General features: G+C 43.3%; 17 protein-coding genes. 4 read left to right on the top strand and 13 right to left on the bottom strand.

The features are described from left to right. Window positions 1–12: 12 nt before the first annotated feature. From fliD to HNP76_RS03605, 6 genes are all read right to left on the bottom strand, one after another. Window positions 13–2,106 (bottom strand): flagellar filament capping protein FliD, encoded by a 2,094-nt coding sequence (fliD, locus tag HNP76_RS03630; RefSeq protein WP_184657600.1) that lies wholly within the window; start codon window positions 2,104–2,106, stop codon window positions 13–15. 33 nt (window positions 2,107–2,139) lie between these two features. Beyond that, complete coding sequence (locus HNP76_RS03625) at window positions 2,140–2,523, bottom strand: flagellar protein FlaG (RefSeq protein ID WP_184657598.1); 384 nt, start codon at window positions 2,521–2,523, stop codon at window positions 2,140–2,142. Between the two features lie 127 nt (window positions 2,524–2,650). After that, entirely contained in the window at window positions 2,651–3,499 is an 849-nt protein-coding gene (locus HNP76_RS03620; protein WP_184657596.1) for a flagellin N-terminal helical domain-containing protein, read from the bottom strand. 417 nt (window positions 3,500–3,916) lie between these two features. Continuing rightward, a complete protein-coding gene (locus HNP76_RS03615; protein WP_184657594.1) occupies window positions 3,917–4,777 on the bottom strand; it encodes a flagellin N-terminal helical domain-containing protein in 861 nt (286 codons plus the stop codon). A 234-nt stretch (window positions 4,778–5,011) separates the two neighbouring features. After that, window positions 5,012–5,647: an RdgB/HAM1 family non-canonical purine NTP pyrophosphatase gene (rdgB, locus tag HNP76_RS03610; RefSeq protein WP_184657592.1), complete on the bottom strand. Its 636-nt coding sequence runs from the start codon at window positions 5,645–5,647 to the stop codon at window positions 5,012–5,014. Between the two features lie 48 nt (window positions 5,648–5,695). Further along, entirely contained in the window at window positions 5,696–6,679 is a 984-nt protein-coding gene (locus HNP76_RS03605; protein ID WP_184657591.1) for a helix-turn-helix domain-containing protein, read from the bottom strand. Window positions 6,680–6,705: 26 nt separating this feature from the next. Between HNP76_RS03605 and HNP76_RS03600 the strand changes: the two genes are divergently transcribed. Then, window positions 6,706–7,074 carry a hypothetical protein gene (locus HNP76_RS03600; protein ID WP_184657589.1) on the top strand — a complete coding sequence of 123 codons (369 nt, stop codon included), beginning with the start codon at window positions 6,706–6,708 and terminating at the stop codon, window positions 7,072–7,074. On the opposite strand, the gene HNP76_RS03595 is transcribed toward HNP76_RS03600, so the two are convergent. From HNP76_RS03595 to HNP76_RS03575, 5 genes are all read right to left on the bottom strand, one after another. Then, the gene (locus HNP76_RS03595; protein ID WP_184657587.1) at window positions 7,058–8,038 is read right to left on the bottom strand and encodes a DHH family phosphoesterase; all 981 of its coding nucleotides are present in this window, start codon (window positions 8,036–8,038) and stop codon (window positions 7,058–7,060) included. The genes HNP76_RS03600 and HNP76_RS03595 overlap by 17 nt on opposite strands. Window positions 8,039–8,131: 93 nt before the next feature. Further along, window positions 8,132–8,563 (bottom strand): hypothetical protein, encoded by a 432-nt coding sequence (locus HNP76_RS03590; protein WP_184657585.1) that lies wholly within the window; start codon window positions 8,561–8,563, stop codon window positions 8,132–8,134. A 45-nt stretch (window positions 8,564–8,608) separates the two neighbouring features. After that, window positions 8,609–9,562 carry an ornithine carbamoyltransferase gene (gene argF, locus HNP76_RS03585; protein WP_184657583.1) on the bottom strand — a complete coding sequence of 318 codons (954 nt, stop codon included), beginning with the start codon at window positions 9,560–9,562 and terminating at the stop codon, window positions 8,609–8,611. A 92-nt stretch (window positions 9,563–9,654) separates the two neighbouring features. Beyond that, window positions 9,655–10,293: a TatD family nuclease-associated radical SAM protein gene (locus HNP76_RS03580; protein WP_246462715.1), complete on the bottom strand. Its 639-nt coding sequence runs from the start codon at window positions 10,291–10,293 to the stop codon at window positions 9,655–9,657. An 11-nt stretch (window positions 10,294–10,304) separates the two neighbouring features. Continuing rightward, on the bottom strand, window positions 10,305–11,471 hold the full coding sequence (locus tag HNP76_RS03575; RefSeq protein ID WP_184657581.1) for a M20 metallopeptidase family protein: 1,167 nt from the start codon (window positions 11,469–11,471) through the stop codon (window positions 10,305–10,307). Window positions 11,472–11,607: 136 nt separating this feature from the next. Between HNP76_RS03575 and HNP76_RS03570 the strand changes: the two genes are divergently transcribed. The 3 genes from HNP76_RS03570 to HNP76_RS03560 all read left to right on the top strand — a co-directional run bounded on the left by HNP76_RS03570 (window position 11,608) and on the right by HNP76_RS03560 (window position 14,526). Beyond that, window positions 11,608–12,702, top strand: a complete 1,095-nt coding sequence (locus HNP76_RS03570; protein WP_184657579.1) for a methionine ABC transporter ATP-binding protein — start codon at window positions 11,608–11,610, stop codon at window positions 12,700–12,702. Window positions 12,703–12,840: 138 nt separating this feature from the next. After that, window positions 12,841–13,521 carry a methionine ABC transporter permease gene (locus tag HNP76_RS03565; protein WP_184657577.1) on the top strand — a complete coding sequence of 227 codons (681 nt, stop codon included), beginning with the start codon at window positions 12,841–12,843 and terminating at the stop codon, window positions 13,519–13,521. A 42-nt stretch (window positions 13,522–13,563) separates the two neighbouring features. Next, window positions 13,564–14,526: an L-lactate dehydrogenase gene (locus tag HNP76_RS03560; protein WP_184657575.1), complete on the top strand. Its 963-nt coding sequence runs from the start codon at window positions 13,564–13,566 to the stop codon at window positions 14,524–14,526. Window positions 14,527–14,620: 94 nt separating this feature from the next. Here the strand turns inward: HNP76_RS03560 and HNP76_RS03555 are convergent, their stop codons facing one another. Continuing rightward, window positions 14,621–17,851, bottom strand: coding sequence for a type I restriction endonuclease subunit R (locus tag HNP76_RS03555; protein ID WP_184657573.1), 3,231 nt, complete (start codon window positions 17,849–17,851; stop codon window positions 14,621–14,623). 46 nt (window positions 17,852–17,897) lie between these two features. Beyond that, a complete protein-coding gene (locus HNP76_RS03550) occupies window positions 17,898–19,196 on the bottom strand; it encodes a Fic family protein (RefSeq protein ID WP_184657571.1) in 1,299 nt (432 codons plus the stop codon). Between the last annotated feature and the right edge of the window lie 44 nt (window positions 19,197–19,240).

The following is a 19,240-nucleotide window of genomic DNA, read 5'->3' as shown; positions in this document are numbered from 1 at the left end:
TCAGGAATTTGTTTATTCAGCTTTTCCGCCGTTTGCGAAACTTTTGATTGTCGATGACTGGGCGTTGAGGTTATTGAGGGTGCCTTCCATCTGACCGTATTTATTGCGTAATTTTGCTTCTTTTGAGCTGAGCTGACCTTCAAGACGGCGGATATTTGCTTCGGATGCCTTGATTTTGGTGTCGATTCCGCTGTTTTTGCTTGCGATTATGCCGCCTGACTGAACCCAGCTTGTCAGCTGCTTATCAATCGCATAGCCGATGCCTGAGTCCACGACCAAGTCCCCGTCAGAATCGTAGCCGAAGAGGTTTTTGATTTCGTCGATATGCTCGTCGAGGGCTGAGTCAAGCTTTTTCTCGTCGATTTCAAGATAGCCGCGCATCTGACCTGCGACATAGCCGCCTGTGCTGCCTGAAGCCCTGCTTGAAATGCCAATCTGGTTGAGCATGGTGATTGTAGCTTCGTCTGACCATCTGTAGTTGGCTGTGGTAATTGCCCTGAGCGAAGACTTTCCATTTGTGAGGGAGAAGTCGTTCTGGAACATGCCCAGTTTTTTTTCTGCCTCTTCCTTTTCGGCGTCTGAAAGATAGTCAAGTTCCTCGATGACCTCAGGCTTGTTTTCGCTCAGAATGGTCATTTCGGCGAGAACCTGATTGTAGCGGCCGACGAATTCAATCAGAGAATTTTTGGCGCTTTCCTTGTCGCTGGTTATGTCAATCGTAGCCGTTTCCTTTGTGGGCGCCTTTACGTTGAGTGTGACATGGGGAACGACGTCATCGATTTTATTTGTAGGGCGGGTAATCGTGATGCCCTCGTATTTTATGATTGCATCCTGGGCAACTGAACTTGGATTTACCGGCGCATAACCCAGATTCTTTTTTTCATCGTAAGTTGAGAACTGAGAAATGTTGATCTGTGTGCCTGTGTTGCGGTTGCGGACGACAATGCTTTCAAGATCCGGATAATTTTTAAGGGGGAGGGCGACTGTCTTTTCGCCGCTTTCCTCGTCGATTCGTAAGCCTGCCGTAGGAATCTGGACTTCGCTTCCGTCCTTGTTGTGGACGTAAAAATCTTCGTGGCCGGAAATAGGAGTGAGGGGGTCCAGCGGAACCGGAGGCAGGTCTGTCTCGCTTTGTTCGTTGAGAACCGTGATTGTTTCAAATGTAGCGTCTCCAGCTTCGGGTAATTCCGGGCGTGTAGTGCGCTTGATGTTGAGTTCTTCGGTTAAATCCTCGACCTGCTGGGTTGAATAGCTGAATTCAAAGACTTCGCTTTTGGTTTCAAGGAATTCTTCTGGAATGTTGAGCGTAAAGCCGCTTCTTGGCGGAACTACAAGCTTTCCTGTGTCCTTGTCGAATTCAACGAAGGTTTTTGTGAGCGGGGGCATGCCCTTCTGCTCAACTTCTGGTATTTTTGGATTGGCGAGAGACTCCTCGTCAATGGGATTTTCAAATTCTGTGATTGACTCTCCGAAAGTAGTCACGTCTTTTTTGCTTTTTTCAATTATTTTGTTTTCGAGGGCGTATGTGAGGGCATCATCCTTAAAGACAAGAAGGTTGTCCTCGCCGGTTTTTAATGATTCGATTGAGAGTGCGGATTTTCCGTTGCTTACACCGACCAGTGAAGCCTTGAGTGTGTTTGAGCCGCGTTTGTTGAGGGAATTTACGAAATCTGTGACTTTTCCGCCCTTCCAGTTGAAAGAAATTTTCTTTTCACCGACTTCAAATGTATATGTGCCCTTGGGAACTTTTGAATTTTTATCGAGTTCGCCTGATAAAAAACGGTCAGCGGTAGCTTCCTGAATGACATCGACTTTAAATGATTCCAGAGACGCCTCTCTGCCTGGATCCGCTGTTATCGCACGTTCGTCAGATGAATTTGCGAGCTTATTATTAAAGGGATTTTCAAAAGAGTAGAGTGTTTTTGTGCTGTCACGCAGTGCCGACATTTTCTGGTTCATGCCGCGCCATGCGCCTTGCTGTTCTTTGTACCTGTCAAGCGATTCCTGCTCACGAGTGAGAGGAATACGCTCTTTTTTCATCAGCGCGTCAATATAATCGTTTGTTTTATATTTATCGCTGACTCCAGGTATCGCAATTTCAGCCATAGTAATATCCCCTCAGATTACAGAAAACCAAAATTAAATCATCTCATCAAACAAAAGACCGATGGTCTTCCGTATCCTGACCTTTAGTTTCTGCAAGTCTGCGGATGGAATCTCCTTGATGACTTTATCTGTTGACGGGTCAACGATAGAAACAACAACTTGATTTAATTCCTGATTGACGTTGAACTGGACTTTTCGCCCCATAACGACATCAGACAATCGCTGGAGTTGTTTGGCATCTTCCTTGACCTGGGCAAGATTATTTGTAATGTTTTGTACCACTTGGGCAGCGTCTGCCATTGGAACGTCCACCGGCTTGAGTGAAGCAGTGGGTTTTACAGCTGTTGCTGCTCCGGAGTTATACTTGAAGTGGCCATCCATTGCCAAATTCTGCCCGACTGAATTAATTGTATTCATGGGCTGTTCCTCCTGAAATAAAGAGGAAAAGGGGCGCACCTCTTCCTCTTACGCTTTTCATACGAAAAGACAACATCCAGAAGTCTCTTTTGACCGTAATCCAAGCGATTTTATTGTGTGCTATGAACTAGCGGAGCAAAGCCAATACGTTCTGTGACTGGCTGTTTGCCTGTGCGAGCATAGCTGTTCCAGACTGTGTAAGAATCTGGTTCTTTGTGTATTCAACCATTTCAGAAGCCATGTCTGTGTCACGGATGCGTGACTCAGCAGCCTGAAGGTTCTCGGCAGCAACATTTACGCCATTTGCAGCCATTTCAAAGCGGTTCTGGTATGCACCAAGATCTGCACGCTGTTTAGAAACATTCTTGAGAGCTTCGTCAACAGCAGCAATTGCCATGTTAGCTGTGTCTGGAGTAGAGATTCCAATGCCTTCCTCAGAACCCTGAGCGCCTTTGAGGCCGAGTGACTGAGCAGTCATTGTGCCGATATATACACGTTCGTTCTGGTCAACATTAGCTCCGATCTGGAACTGCATAATTCGGTCTGAATTCTGAGAGAAGCTACCTGTGAGCATGTTCATTCCGTTGAACTGAGCCTGTGAAGCAATGCGATCAACTTCGGCAACAAGCTGTGAAACTTCTACCTGAATCTGCATGCGGTCTTCGTCAGAATAGATACCGTTAGCTGACTGTACTGCGAGCTCACGGATTCTCTGGAGGATGTCTGTAGTTTCCTGCAAGTATCCTTCTGTAGCCTGGATAAATGAAACACCATTCTGGATGTTTCGGTTAGCCTGGTTCAATCCGCGGATCTGGCTGCGCATCTTCTCAGATACTGCCAATCCTGAAGCGTCGTCGCCAGCTTTGTTAATGCGCTGACCTGAACTGAGTTTCTCGATGTTTCCCATCATCTGGTCGTTAGAAACGCCCAAAGTGCGGTTAGCATACAAAGAACTCATGTTGTGATTAATTACCATATTTGTGTCCTCCATGATAAAAAAAAGACAGATACAACATCGTGTCGTATGTCCCAGTCTGTGCAGGCTGCTTTCGGTTTTTGCGCCCCCGAAAGTGATTTAGACCTCGTACAGCGGGAGTTGATATTGAAATCAACTTGCCTTACGACAAGATTCAACATCTGCTTACGCTGTCACAGAAAGCATAGAGAACAATTTTCAAAGAACTACGGCATGTCTAAATTCATGCCAAAATGGCAACATCATTGCTGATGTTTTAAAGGAGAGCAGGGGAAAATCACAAATCCCCTGATTCCTGATAGATACATTGTAACGTGATGTTTGATGAAAATAAAGAGAAATTTGCAAAAAACACCGCGAAATTTAAATTCTTGAAAGAGCCTTAAACTAACCCTTTCAAGAATTTATTATATCGAACTATCGGAGCAAAGACAAGACTGTCTGTGACTGAGTATTAGCCTGAGCGAGCATAGCAGTTCCTGCCTGCTGGAGGATCTCATTCTTTGTGAATTCGACCATCTGTGCAGCCATATCTGTGTCACGGATGCGTGATTCTGAAGCCTGAAGATTTTCAGAAGCAACGTCGAGACCTTTAACTGCATATTCCATGCGGTTCTGATAGCCACCGAGGTCAGCGCGCTGTTTGTTGATCTTTTTGAGAGCTTCATCGATAGTACCGATTGAGCGGTTTGCATCTTCTGGAGTCTGGATGCTTAAAATGCCTTCACCAGCTGCCTCACGGATTCCGAGGGCTGATGCTGTCATTGTACCAATGTAAACCTGCATTCTCTGGTCCATGTTAGCTCCGATGTGGAACCACATAGATGAAGTAACTGCATTCTCGCCTGCACTCTGAGCGAAGCGTCCTGTGAGCATGTTCATGCCGTTGAACTGTGCCTGTGAAGCAATGCGATCAACCTCTGCAACAAGCTGTGAAACTTCTACCTGGATCTGCATGCGGTCTTCATCCGAATAGATACCGTTGGCAGACTGAACTGCAAGTTCGCGGATACGCTGCATGATGTCAGTTGTTTCCTGCAAGTAACCTTCTGTTACCTGGATGAAGCTGATTCCGTTTGAAGCGTTCTGTGAAGCCTGGTTGAGACCACGAATCTGGCTGCGCATCTTCTCAGATACTGCGAGTCCTGAAGCGTCGTCACCTGCGCGATTGATTCTTTCGCCTGAAGAGAGTTTCTCCATGTCTTTTGAAAGACCGAGACCTGTTACGCCGAGCTGTCTGTCAGCGAACATAGCGGACATGTTGTGGTTAATGACCATAGTTTTCCTCCGTGGAAATGTGTTTCAAGCCAAAATCCTTTTCGGCCTGTTTGAAAAAGGAAACTTCAGTATTACAAGGCTACATCCGTCTCCTTTTTCGTGACTTGTTCACCTAGATTTTCTTCTACGAAGCTTTTCTGGGCGTAACTCGTCTTTATAAGTATCGGCTATGGTCATTAGAAACTTTAGGAAAAAATTTGATTTTTTTTAAACTTTTTTTCTAAAGTTTTAAATTTAAAGGTCGAGTGATTTCAGAATTTGTGCGATGGCGCGGACTGCCTTTCCGCGGTGGGAGATTTTATTTTTTTCATCAGCAGAAATTTCTGCGACTGTTTTCTGATACTGTGGGAGCCAGACGATAGGGTCGTAGCCGAAACCGCCGCTTCCAGCCTGCTCTTCGATTGAAGCAATAAGCTCACCTTCAAAAGTTTCCTGAGCTACGAAGAATCTGTCCTTGTTCAATAGAAGGACCATGGCACAAGTGTAGTGGCAGCTGCGGTCTTTTGAGCCTGTGTCGTTGAGCTGCTGAATCAAAAATCTGTTCTGCTCGTCCTGAGTGATTTTGCTTCCGTCCGGTTTTCCGTGCATGAAGTCAGGTCCTGCGTAGCGTGATGTGAAAATTCCCGGCTCTCCATTGAGGGCGTCTACACAGATTCCAGAATCGTCTGCGATTACGGGCTTTTTAACCAGTTCCCAGAGGGCCCGTGCCTTAATCAGGCTGTTTTCGTAGAAAGATTTTCCGTCTTCAACCGGATCAAATTCAATTCCGTCGTCACTTGGAATGCGGATTTCGTAGTCCGGAAGAATCTGCTGCATTTCCTGGCGTTTATGTTTGTTTCCTGAGGCGAGGTACAAGATTTTTTTGCTCATATCATATTTCCTTTTTTTTGAATTAAAGTCTTATAAATCATACAGAAATCAACTTTCCTCGTCTATGAATTCTTTTTCTTCTTTTTTTCCGGCCTCTGTATTCTCCCCGCTTTCATCTTCCTTCTTCATCATATTTTTAATCCTGTCCCTGATTTTATCTTTCCGGACGTGGTTTATATAGAAGGATACCATTCGTGGCTTGATTCCGAGGACCCTTGCAATTTCTTCGTTTGACGGAGTGTTTGAGTGGACTGAAAGGTTAGTGTTGTATTTGTGCCATTTTTTCGTCTGTTTTTCGTAGCGTTCCCTTAAGGATTGGCGGCCGTTTTCCTTGTATATTGGTGAAATCATTGCCTGAAGATACTTGCGGTGAAAGAAATATGAATTGTTTCTCCTTTTGATTCTTAGCTGATATAATTCTGATTTTCTTTCCATTGAGCTTTTTAATTCTTCTATTTTGTTGTAAAGTAATGACTTGTCTACGCCGGTAAAACTGCTTACTGATTTGATTGAGTCGTCGTCTATGTCCTTGCAGGCTTTCATGAGCAGGACCAGAGTCGTTAAGTCTGCGATTTTTTTATTTTTTTCTTCCTGAGTCAGACCTTTTTGCTCTGTAATGTCGGTTAAAGTTCTGTTTTGCTCTGTTTCCGGGAAATCACTTTCGTATTCTGCTTCAACGGAATATTTCTGACTTTCAACTTCCTCGTTTGCTATGAGATAGGTGGAGATACATTTCTTTTCAAGACAGTTAATTGCCTGTAATCTAAGGAAATGAGCCTTGTATTTCGCGATAAATCCAATCAGGTAGGATTTGAAAGGAACGCTTCCTGGCACGAATTTGTCAAAGAGATTTTCAAATTTCTTGTGGATTCCAAGAAGAAGGTCGCTTTTCTGGTCCTCGGAAAAATAGCTGAGACCATACTGGTGCGGGCGGGTATAAATGTCTTCCCATATGATTTTTGCGGCTTCCTCTTTTGAAATGACTTTGTCTTTTACAGCCTCTGGTAATTTTTCAATTTTTATCTTTTGCATATTGCCTCCGGAAATTACTAAGCAATATGCGTGCCAACTTTTTAATCAGCGAAAATGGGGGAAAAACTGGGGAAAGGGGCAGAAAAAACAACAAAAAACAACAAAAGCCAGTCAAAACCAACGAAAAACAACTAAAACCAACAGAAAACAATAAAAAACAACGAAATCCAACCAAAAGCCACCGGAATCCAGCAAAAAACAACCAAAAACAACGGAAAACAACTAAAAACAACGAAATCCAACTAAAAATAACAGAATCCAACCAAAAGCCAACCGAATCCAGAAAAACAAAATCCGCCAATAAAAAAAATGAAATCTCCCAGAAAATAAAAAAACGTGACCGAAAAACGATCACGTTTTTAAGGATTTCTGTCGGATTTACATTACTTTTTTGAATTCCGCGCAGATTTTCTCAAGTACGTCTGGGATTTTTCCGTCGATGCTGAGACCGGCTGCATTTTTGTGGCCGCCGCCGCCGAATTTCGCTGCGATTGCGCTTACGTCGATTTTATCCCGGGAACGGAAGCCGCAGGTGCAGGTGAGTTCTGTATCCTGGCGGACGAATAATACTGCCTCAACTCCGTCAACTGAAAGCAGGAGGGAGTAGAGTGCGTCTGAATCACGGCCTTCCTGACCCCATTTTTTTGTATCTTCCATTGTTTCGTAAGTGACTGCAAGCTTGTTGTTGTAGCGTCTTTCAACGCGGTCGAGCATGATTCCGAGGAGCTTGCGGGTAGAGTAGGGTTTGCCGCCTGTCATTTCATCGTAAGTTTTTCTTGGATCTGCTCCGGATTCTACCAGCCGGGCCGCCTGTCTGAAGACTTCTGCTGAGTCTGTGTTTAAGAAGCGGAAATAGCCTGTATCGGTAGAAAGGCCGAAGAAAAGATTTTCAGCCGTCTGCTTGGGGAGCTTTCCGAGAAGTTTTTCGTAAATCTGCTGGATGAGTGCCGCTGTGGCAGGAGAAGTGGAATCGATGATGCAGTTTTCACTTGCGGCAGCCGTTTTGTGGTGATCGATTGTAAAGGTGTCCAGATTTTTGAGGTCGCCGTCAATTTCTCCAAGGCGTTCCATTTCAGAACAGTCGAGGATTATGAGTCCTGCCTTTTTACGCTCAGGCTCAGAAAGAAAAATCATCTGGTTTGAGAAGAATTTTGCCTTACTGCGGATTTCCGGTCTTTTGAAAGGACCTGCCGAAAGAAGCTGGTAGGAAAGTCCTTTTGCTTCGAGAATATCCTTCATGCCGAGGGAACTGAAAATTGCGTCTCCGTCAGGGTCTTTGTGTGAAATTACATAAAAAAAATCATGACTGCCAAGAAAATTTTTGAATTCATTGATTTTTTCATCAGAAATAATCTGCATTTGAATCTCCAGTATTGAAAAATTTAAAAAAATAAGGGCTGCCCTCATGAAGAAAACTTCATTAAACAGCCCTTTGACATAAAAATTTATTGATTAGTAAACGATTTCAAGAGAGTCTTTATCTGCGTCATCAACTTTTACAGTGCTGTCTGCAACCCCCCAAACTGGTGCTGCACGAGAAACTGGAAGAGTGAGAAGAACACGCTCGAATGAACCGTCACGTTTGATGACTGTCATGTAAGAATTCATTCCTTTTGGCAATGCACGGAAACTAAGCTTTGTGTCTGTGCGTGCTGCGCTTGAATACCACTTCTTTGGAAGAGTAACTGTGCCGACGTCGCGATGTCCCTTTGCGTACATAACGATGAAAGCGTCTTTGTGGTCAAGAACCTTGTAAACCTGAACATTGTGGTATGTTACGGTTGACTCCTGATACTCGTATTTGTAGTCTGCCTTTTCTTTTGCTGTAGCAGAGAACAAAACACCCACGCAGAGCAATGCTGACAAAATGAACAACTTCTTCATATAAATCTCCTTTGACTTTAGTAGCAGTCTTTTTGCTTGATTCGCCTAGATGAGCGCGAGCATAATAGCCTTGATAGTATGCTTGCGGTTTTCGGCTTCGTCCCACACCTTGCTTGCAGGGCTTTCGAATACATCCTCGGTAACTTCCTGACCGATGACCGCTGGAAGACAATGCATGAAAATAGTGCTGCTTTTGCCTGTGGCCGCCATCAAATCTTTGTTTACCTGATACGGTGAAAGAAGCTTTGTTCGTTCCTCTTTGAGCGATTCTTCGCCCATTGAGACCCATACATCAGTATAAAGGCAATCTGCGTTTTTTACAACTGAAATTTCACTTGAAATTTCAATTTTTGCGCCGCTTTTTGCAGCGATTGGAGCACAGATTTCCTGAATGTCTTTTGGCGGGAAAAGCTCTTTTGGCGAATAAATTGCGAAATCGATTCCCAGTTTTGCCGAGATAATCATGAGGGAGCGGGCAACGTTATTGCGTCCGTCACCACAGAAAGCCCATTTTAATCCCTTGAGTTTTCCGAAATTTTCTTTGAGGGTCATGATGTCGGCAAGGGCCTGGGTAGGATGGTAGTCGTCTGTGAGGCCGTTGATTACCGGAACTCCGGAGAATTCTGCCAGCTGCTTTACATGCTCCTGCTTGAAGCCACGGAATTCAATTGCGCTGAACATGCGGCCGAGAACGCGGGCTGTGTCCTTGACGCTTTCCTTGCCGCCCAGCTGAATGTCCTGAGTTGACATGAAGACAGGATGACCGCCTTCCTCTCCAAAAGCTGTCTCAAATGAAGAGCGTGTACGTGTTGAACGTTTTTCGAAAATGAGTGCTATTGTTTTGCCCAGGAAACGCTGGTGGACTTCGCCGGCATGGGCCTGTTTTTTAACCAAAAATGCATAATCGAGGAACTGTAAGATTTCCTCCGGCTCATAATCAAGCCATGTGAGGAGCGAGCGCCCCTTGAATGGTGAGTCAAATTTTTCTGCTTGAATCATATAGTATTCTATAATTAAGATAATTTTTGGTCAACTGTTTCTATGAAAAGTATCTGCCGGACCGCGCTGACCGATTTTTTCCTTCAATAATATCACTTCAAATCAATGAATTTCCGGATTCTGTGACTTACGCCGAGTTTCTGGCAAAGGCGGCTGCATTCTTCCTCATCTTCCTTTGTGATTGTCGTTTCGACCGTGCTCATGATTACTTTGGGAATGACTTTTCCTGCTTCTTGGGCAAATTTGAGCATTTCCGGGAAGGCTTTTTCCTTGAAAACCGGGCGGACAGTCTTTTCGTAGATTTCAGGATTGCTTGAGTTCAGGCTGATTGAAATGGCGTCGATTTTGCCAGCGAGAAGGGGAACTATGTCTTTTTTGTTGACGAGATTTCCAAGTCCGTTCGTGTTGATTCTGACCGGGAGGGTGAAATTTTCCTTGAGAAAGGCGGCGACTTCAAGAAGGACGTCGAGGGCTTCGGTCGGCTCTCCGTATCCGCAGAAAACAAATTCCTTGTAAGACTTGAAGCGCTCGGTCTTTGATTCGGCCTTGATTGCTTCGATTACTTCCCGGGCGGTCGGTTCCCTTTCAAGCCAGAGAGTCTCAACATTGTCGAATTCCGCTCCGCTTGCTCTCTGTCTGATGCAGAAGGTACAGGCGCAGGGGCAGCGGTTTGTGAGGTTGATGTAAAGTCCGTTATACTCAGGATAAATGATTGTCATGCCTTTTTTCATGTTTTTCTCCGTTATTCTCTGGTCAGAAAATCCAGCGCGTACTGCACGGCAAGGGCTGCGGCGTAGTGATAGCTGTCTTGGGCAAGGTCAAAATGCTCATTGTGATGAGGAAAACTTGTCGCCTCGCCGTCGCTTGAGCCTGCGTGAACGTAGGTTCCGGGTGCTTTGCGTGAAAAGTCTGCGAAATTGTCCGCCATGAAGCGTTTTTCGATGTTTGTGATTATGTTTTCGGTCGGAACGATTTTCTTTGCTGACTCGATGACTTCTGCCACGGTTTCGGCAGGATTTATGAGCGGGTCGGAAATGTCTTCGATTTCAACATCGGCTTTTGCTCCGTATTCATCCGCGATATTTGCAGCGATTTTACGAACTGCATCGGCGAGTTTTTTTCTTGATTCTTTTGAAAAAGCCCTGATTGTTCCTTCCAGAACGGCTTCTGACGGAATTATGTTGTAGGTCGTGCCTGAGTGAAAGCTTCCGATTCCGATTAAGCCGCCTTCAACCGGTGAAATAAGCCTTGAAACGACGGTCTGCAGCTGGGAAGCAATCAGAGCGCCCACAAAAAGGGAGTCCGCACCCATTTCTGGATATGTGATGTGGCTTGATTTTCCGTGGATTGTGATTTTAAGCCTGTCGCAGCTTGCCATGTCGCTCCCGCTTTTGATTGCAAACTTTCCGGCTTCAAGACCTGACTGAAAGTGAATCGCGAAAGTGCGGTTAACATTGTCCAAAAGACCGGAATTGATTATGTCCCGCGCGCCGTTTCCGATTTCCTCTGCTGCCTGAAAAGCAAAAATTATCTTGCCTTTAAAGTCATTTTTGTGGGCTGAAAGGATTTTTGCGGCTCCCAAAAGGGAAGCCGTGTGGCCGTCGTGACCGCAGGCGTGCATTATTCCAGGATTCTGACTTTTGTAGGGAACGTCGTTTTCTTCCTGAATCGGAAGGGCGTCAATGTCCGCACGGAGAAGAAGCGTTTTCCCGGGAATGCCTGAGTCAAGCTCCGCGATGACATTAGTTGCGGAAACTCTTTTAAATGAAAGCCCGATTTCAGTAAGTTTTTCTTCTATATATTTGCAAGTGTTGAACTCATTGAGCGCAAGTTCGGGGTGAGAATGAAAATGATTCCGCAGCTCGACCATGTAAGGTTTGAGGGCAAGGGCTTCTTCTAAGATTGTCATATTTAAACTCCGCTGCAAGGGTACTATGTGATACCTATTGAGTCAATGGGTATCACATAGCTACTACGCGCTCGCTCCCTACATATTGACTAAATAGGCAAATAGGTTTATAACCTAGTATATTAGTAGGTATTATATGGCAGAAGACAGTATTATTGAGTTAAAAAACATATCTAAGACCTTTCAGACTGAGGACGGGGTTTTTACGGCGGTTGATGACGTTTCGCTTTCGGTTAAGAAGGGCGAGATTTTTGGAATCATCGGCTATTCGGGGGCGGGTAAGTCTACGCTTGTGCGGGCTATAAACCTGCTCGGCCGTCCGACTTCGGGCAGCGTGACTGTACGCGGCAAGGATTTTCTTTCGCTTTCGGCAAGGGAGCTTCGCGAGGAGCGCAAAAAAATCGGAATGATTTTCCAGCACTTCAACCTGATGAAAAGCCGCACCGTTGAGGCAAATGTTGCTTTTCCGCTCAAAAAATCAGGACTTTCAAAGACTGAGATTTCTGAGCGCGTAAAGGAACTTTTGAAGCTGGTTGAAATTGAGGGCAAGGCAAAGGATTTTCCGAGCCAGCTTTCTGGCGGTCAGAAGCAGCGTGTTGCAATTGCCCGCGCCCTTGCGAACAATCCGGACATTCTTTTGTGTGACGAGGCTACGAGTGCTCTTGATCCGACAACGACACGCTCAATTCTTGCACTTTTGAAACGGCTCAACAAGGAACTGGGGCTTACAATCGTAATCATCACCCACCAGATGGAAGTTATCAAAGAGATTTGTGACAAGGTTGCAGTCATGGAAAACGGCAAGGTCGTTGAGCAGGGCGAAGTTTTTGACATTTTCGCCCGCGCAAAGCATGAAGTGACCCGCCGCTTTATCCGTTCGACTTCGAGCCTGACGAAAATCGAAAAGCTGATTGAAGAAAATTCGCCTGTAGTAAATCTTGGCGAGGACGAAGTTCTGGTCCGCTTTACATTCATCGAGAAAAATGTTTCCGAGCCGATTATTTCCGCCATGTCGCGGCTCTACGAAATCACGATAAACATCATTTTTGCGGATGTTGAAATCGTTCAGGACGCACCGATTGGCGGCACGGTCGCGATTGTCAGCGGTCAGAAGCCGGTGATTGATCGCGCACTCGGACACATAGCCCAGCAGGGCGTCGGGGTGGAAGTTTTGAAGAGAGGTAGGGAGTCGGTCGCCGAAGGCGAAAAAACTTGTGAGACAAGTTTTTAGACGAGTCTCGGTGAGAGCTGTGCTCGAACCGCGGAAGATATTTTGGGGGTACGGGGGCGTAGCCCCTGTAGATGGGGGTGTGGCACAACGAAGTGTGACACAGGGGGAAGACTTTCCCCCTAAATTTTGGAGGATTTTATGATTGATTTTATTGAGACGATTTTGCCGAATGTGGCTAAGCACCCGGAGAGATTTTTTAACGGATTTCTGGAGACGCTCGTCATGGTGCTCTGGTCCGGCTCGATTAGTTTTGTGCTGGGACTGCTGATTGGAATTACGATTACCGTGACTAAAAAGGGGGGCATTCTTGAAAACAGGGTGGTTTATCAGATTCTGGACAAGCTGATTAACCTTTTCCGCTCGATTCCTTTCATCATTTTGCTGACCGGCGTCATGCCCCTTTCGCGGCTTCTGATGGGAACGGCGATTGGCGTGCGGGGTGCGATTGTGCCTCTGGTTTTCGGATGCGTGCCATTTTTCAGCCGTCAGGTTGAGACTGCACTTGCCGAAGTTGACGGTGGTCTGATTGAGGCGGCAGAAAGCATGGGATTGAGCCCATTTGACATTATTTTCCGCGTCTATCTTCGTGAAAGCGTGGGGCCTCTGGTTCGGGGAACGACCATTACGCTCGTGAGCCTGATTGGTCTTACTGCTATGGCTGGTGCCGTTGGTGCTGGCGGTCTTGGAAACTACGCGATTATGTACGGTCACGACAGGAATCAGCTTGATGTCACATGGCTTACGATTGTCGTGCTTGTGATTGTGGTCAACTTGATTCAGACGGGCGGAAACCGGATTGTCAGGAAGAACAGACATTAAAAAGTTAGGAATTAGGAGTTAGGAGTTTTTAAGGGGGACTTTATGGCGATTAATAGACGGAAAATTGGAATTATTGGGGCGGGGCATGTCGGAAGTCATGGCGGATATGCTTTGATTTCGCAGGGACTGGCTGAAGAAATCGTTTATATCGATATTGATGAAAAAAAGGCGGCGGCTCAGGCACTGGACTTGTATGACTCATCGACTTACCTGAGCCATCATGCGACCGTCCGGGCTGGAAATTATTCTGACATAAAGGATGCGGACATTCTGATTGTTGCGGCAGGTCCTTTACCTGACATGGCGGCAGGTCAGAACGACAGGCAGCAGACTCTGGGAGCGACCGTTGAGATTTTGAAGGACATCGTGCCGAAAATCAAGGCGAGCGGATTTGACGGAATCATCATAAACATTTCGAATCCGGCTGACGTCGTAGCCCATTACATTCAGGAAAAACTGAACTGGAACCCCAGGAGGATTCTTTCAACCTCGACGACTTTGGACAGCGCAAGAGTCCGCCGTGCAATTGCAGAGGCGACAGGCTACGACCAGAAATCAATCAACGCCTATGCTTTGAGCGAGCACGGAGAAACTCAGTTCGTGCCCTGGAGCCTTGTGACTGTGGCAGGAAAGCCCCTTCTTGAGCTGATTAAGGAGCAGCCGGAGCGTTTTGGAAAGCTCAACCTAGACGAAATTGCCCAAACAGCCAAAAAAGCGGGCTGGATAATCCTGGGCGGCAAGGGAAGCACGGAATTTGGAATCGGAGCCAGTATCGCAAATGTGGTTCAGGCGATTTTCTGCGACGAAAACAGAATCCTTCCGGTCTCAACCCTTCTCCAGGGCGAATACGGCTACACCGATGTCTTTGCAAGCGTTCCCTGCCGGCTCAACAACGAGGGCGTGGCAGAAGTGATTGAGCTTAAGCTGACGGAAGGGGAGAAGGCGAAATTTGACGCGAGTGTTAAGAGCATGTCGGAAAACTACAAGAGAGCTTTGGGGATATAGGGAAGAAAAACAAGGGAAATTTTCCTCTATTTTTTCTTAATTTCCCCTAATTTTTCCAAATGCAGTTCAAAATCTTTACTTCGAGTGTAGCCGCTTACGCCGCCTCTCCTAACCAGCCGTAATGCTGCACTGACATATCCACAAAATGATTAAGGAGCAGATTAATTTTTGAATCAAAGGCTTCCTTGTCAAAACTCTGCGGCAGATCCGCATCAAGCGAAGAAATTATTGCATCTTTTACTGTTGTTGAAGCTTGTTCATCTTTATACCAATCAACAACAAAAAGATTCTGTTTTTCTTCTGTGAGTTTCTTATAAAGATTTTTTGCGGCTAGCTTTACTTTCTGCTCCTCTTCTTTTGTGAGTTTTCGTCCTTTTATGAGCAAATCAAACATTTCCAGTTCTTCTTCGGTAAGGCCTTCAGTTTCAGCACGCTTATCTTCGTTTTTCATGTCTTCGATAAGCTGTAAGAGTTGTTCGTAATAATCTTCGTTTTCACTGCCGCCGGCATTGTATTGGTCTATGATGTTTTTGAAGCGTTCACTGAACTTTATTCGCTCGCAGTTTTTGTTAATCATAATCTGTAGCATCTTCTGAATAAACGCTTTCATGTCATCAATTTCAATTGCTTTGTACTGAGCTTTATGGATTTCTTTTCTAAGTTCTTCTATATCAACTTTAGAAAGGTCAATTACCTTAAATTCGTGAATAAGATAATTAGAAGATTTTTTGCCGTCCGGGTCACTTGTGTCTTCTGGCTTTTCAGAACTTACCGATGTATCAAGCAGAGACTGCATTCTCATCTTTGCACGATCCAGCTTTTCATCATCAACAATGTTGTTCATCAAATCATTCAGATATTTGAGTGGCTTAAACTTTTCATTCTGCCAGCCCATCTCGAAAATCTCAGGTTTGCTTGCTTCGTAAAGATTAAGCATTGTATTTGTAATAACGCGGAACTTTTCTTTACCTTCGTCTTTCTGGTAAATAATTTCCAGCGCATTTCGCAAGGCTTCAAGTTTTTCCAAGTCATCGGGAAGCTTATTGATTTCTTCAAGACTGATATTAAGTTCGCTTAAAAACTCATCTGCTTCATTAATACTCTGCCCGATTAATTCAAGAAGATAATCAATATTTTTAGCAGGGAACTCATCTCCGTCATCGCCGGTTGCATAATCGGTAAGGGCCTGCTGCATATACTTAAAGACATTTACATAATCGACAATGATACCGCTTGTTTTACCCGGATAAACACGGTTTGCACGTGCAATTGCCTGCATGAGAGTATGGCCTTTCATAGGTTTATCAAGATAGAGAGTAGAAAGATTTGGAACATCAAAACCTGTAAGCCACATTGCGCAAACAAAAACAAGCTGCAACGGATCATTTTTATCTTTGAATCGGTCTTCAATATCTACTCCGTCAACAATCTTATTCATCTTGTCACGATGAGGTTTTATATTTAATCCCTGTTCTGCAAACTTCTTTTCTTCGTCTGCGTCTTCAGAAATTATTACCGCCATTTCTACATTATTCATGTAATCAAGGCGAGCTTTGATTTCGTCACGTTCTTCTTTAGTCTTAGCATTACTACGGTCAATCATCAACTTTTTCTTTTCCAAATCCCAGTAATGCTGAACCTTGTCGTACATTTTTACAGCTGTAAACTTATCTACAGAAACAACCATTCCCTTTCCAAGAAAGCCTCGACGAGGAAAATGATGAGCAATATCTTGAGCAATTTTATCAAGACGTTCATCGCGTTTAAGAACTTCAATTATCTTGCTGCCGGAATCTTCCAGCTTTTTGATTTCTTCTTCATTTAGATTTTCATCTTCAATAATGTCTACAATATCATCATCAAGGAAGTTATTTGTAAGACCGACTTCAGGCACACGGCGACTATAGAACAAAGGAACTGTACTTCCATCTTCAACAGACTGTGCAAAATTGTATTCGGAAACATAATCTCCAAACCACTGATTTGTCAGGCGTTTTGAACCAAGCAGTGGAGTTCCTGTAAAAGCTATGAAATTTGCATTTGGCAAAGCGGTGTGCATGTTTTCCGCAAGATCTTTGTACTGAGTACGATGCGCTTCATCAATCAAAACAAAAATGTCGTTGCGTTCGCTAAGAACAGGATATTTCTTTCCTTTGTCATAACGAAATTTATGAATCATAGAGAAAATGAATTTCTTGTTGCTCTTAAGATATTCGCGGAGCTGTTCTGAGTTTTTAGGCTGACATTCTTCTTTATTACCGATAACTTCTGTGCGAACAAAGTTTTTGTAAATCTGAGTATCAAGGTCTGTTCGATCCGTAACAATAAAGAAAGTAAAGTTTCCCTTTAATTTACGAGCACATTTTCTTGCAAAGAAAACCATGGAATATGACTTACCGGAGCCTTGAGTATGCCAGAAGACACCAAGCTTTCCTTTAAGATCTTCCCGGCGTTCAACATTTCGCATAAGATTATTTACACCGAGGAACTGGTGGTTCTTTGCAATTATTTTGACTTTTTGATTTTGGAACAAAATAAAATTTTCAATGTAATCAATCAGATGTTCTTTTTTACAAAGACCGCGGGCAAAGTATTCAATGGAAACACCTCGCGCTTTTATATCCTTGCGGTTTGGCTTTTCATTTTCGCTTTCAACCTTTAGCCATTCAAAGAAAAACTCAAAATCTGAATTCCAGGCGCCAAGTCGGGTTTCCAAACCGTTGCTCAAAACACAAATCTGATTAAAGGCAAAAAGATTTGGAATATCTTTTTTGTAGTCCGTAAGATTTTTATTATAGGCTTCTTCTATTTTGATGATAGCATTTTTAAGTTCAACAAAAACAAGAGGAAGTCCGTTTACAAAAATAATAACATCAGGACGCCGCCAATAATACTGACCCTGAATCCACATCTGAGAAACGGCAGTAAAAATATTGTTTTGAGGATTTTCAAAATCAATGAGTTTAACAAAATCAAAAGTTTGCTTACCGTCTTTTTTGAAATCAACCTTTTTACCGTTACGAATCAGATTGTAATTATCGTAATTGGTTTTTACCATGTCAGTGCCGGTAAAGTCACGGCATAGTTCCCGAATTACGGAATCAATATTCTCAGTAGGAATATTTGTATTGATTTTGTAAAGAGCAGTTTTTATCTGCTCTGGCAAAACACATTGCTTTTTAGAAGTACGACAAGTTCCATCGTTCAGATCTGCCTTATGGTTTGGATTTGAATCGCACTGGATGAAGTTATACGCAAGCTCATCGCTTTTAAGAATATTTATAAGAGAAACTTCAATATCATCTTCGGTAATGTAATTTGCCATAAATATCACTCCGCAACTTTGTAAATAAAATAGGGGAAATTTTCCTCTAATTTCCTCTAATTTCCCTTATTTTATCTTCAAAATCTTCTGCTCTAAGATATCCAACAAGACGCTGATTTAACGGATAAGTTTTTAATAATCCCATTTGAACAAGTCCTTCTAAATCAGATCTAATCGTCTTAACTGAAACTCCCAATTCTGTCTGCAAGTCTTTACTGATAAATATTGTACTTGGTTTTTCAGTTGCAATTTTAATGATTTGAGCCTGCCGTTCGTTAATACCTATTATTGTTTTGAATTCAAACAAGGCGGCCTGCTCTTTAGCTTTTCGTTCAAGGTATTTAGTTAATTCTATAAATGCCTTATTCAACACTACAAGATTATAATTTATAAAATATCCTAAATCATAATCATCATGCTCAGTATACAAAAAGACTTTTTCATATTTATCTTTTGAAGCATATATGATTCTTGAAATCGATAAAAATTCTGTAAGCCAATACCCCTTCTTAAGCATATACCAATAAAAAAGCGAACGAGCCGTTCGTCCATTTCCATCAGTAAAAGGGTGTAAAAAAGAAATTACAAAGTGAATAATTATCGCCTTTATAATTGGATGTATGAAAGTTTCATCTGTATTTGCAAAATCGCATAAATCATTTAAGACCGTTTCAATTTCGTTGTAGTCTGGAGGATTATGAGCTACTTCGCCAGTTATATTATTTGAAACGACTATATCATTGCTGTTTCTGAATTTGCCTTCTTCTTCTGGATTTTCCAAAGTTTTTTCTGTTATCTGTCTATGTATTTCTAATAACAGCTCTTTGGTTAAAGGTTCATTTTTATTTTCAGAAAGAAATCGAATTGTTTTATAATTATTCAATATCATTTGCTGACTTGAATCTTTAGGTTTTTTTTGCTTACGAAGCATTTCCTTAGCAACCTTTCGAGTTGTAGATGCACCTTCCATCTGGCTGGATGCGATTGCTTCTTCCATAATTGAACTAAGCAAATAATAGTGTTTTGTTTTTCCAGATATCAGATTATCAGAAGATAAAGTACCTCCAAAGTTCATGTCAAAATCGTGAAGGTATTTCTGCATAAAATCATTTATCTTGTATTTGAAAATATATTTACCAAACGAAACTACACTAGACATGCGAGATAATTTTATTGCTGCCCAAAAATCTTTTGGGTCTATTCCTTTTGGGGAATTATATTTTACCTTATCCCAATAGTAATAGTTTTCGTCTACCTTTCTGAAATAGCTTCGATACTCGGGATTGATTATTAGAGAAACAGCTGCTTCAGGATTAAAATCTGATTTTGGTGGATTTTCAATCATAGTTTAACTATAACATAGCTTCGTCGTGTTGGCAAGAAAAATAG

Origin of the sequence: Treponema ruminis (genome assembly GCF_014201975.1) — a bacterium.
In the GTDB taxonomy this organism is placed as follows: domain Bacteria; phylum Spirochaetota; class Spirochaetia; order Treponematales; family Treponemataceae; genus Treponema_D; species Treponema_D ruminis.
Note: the sequence above shows the minus strand (reverse complement) of the source record. Positions and strands in the feature narration are given on the sequence as shown.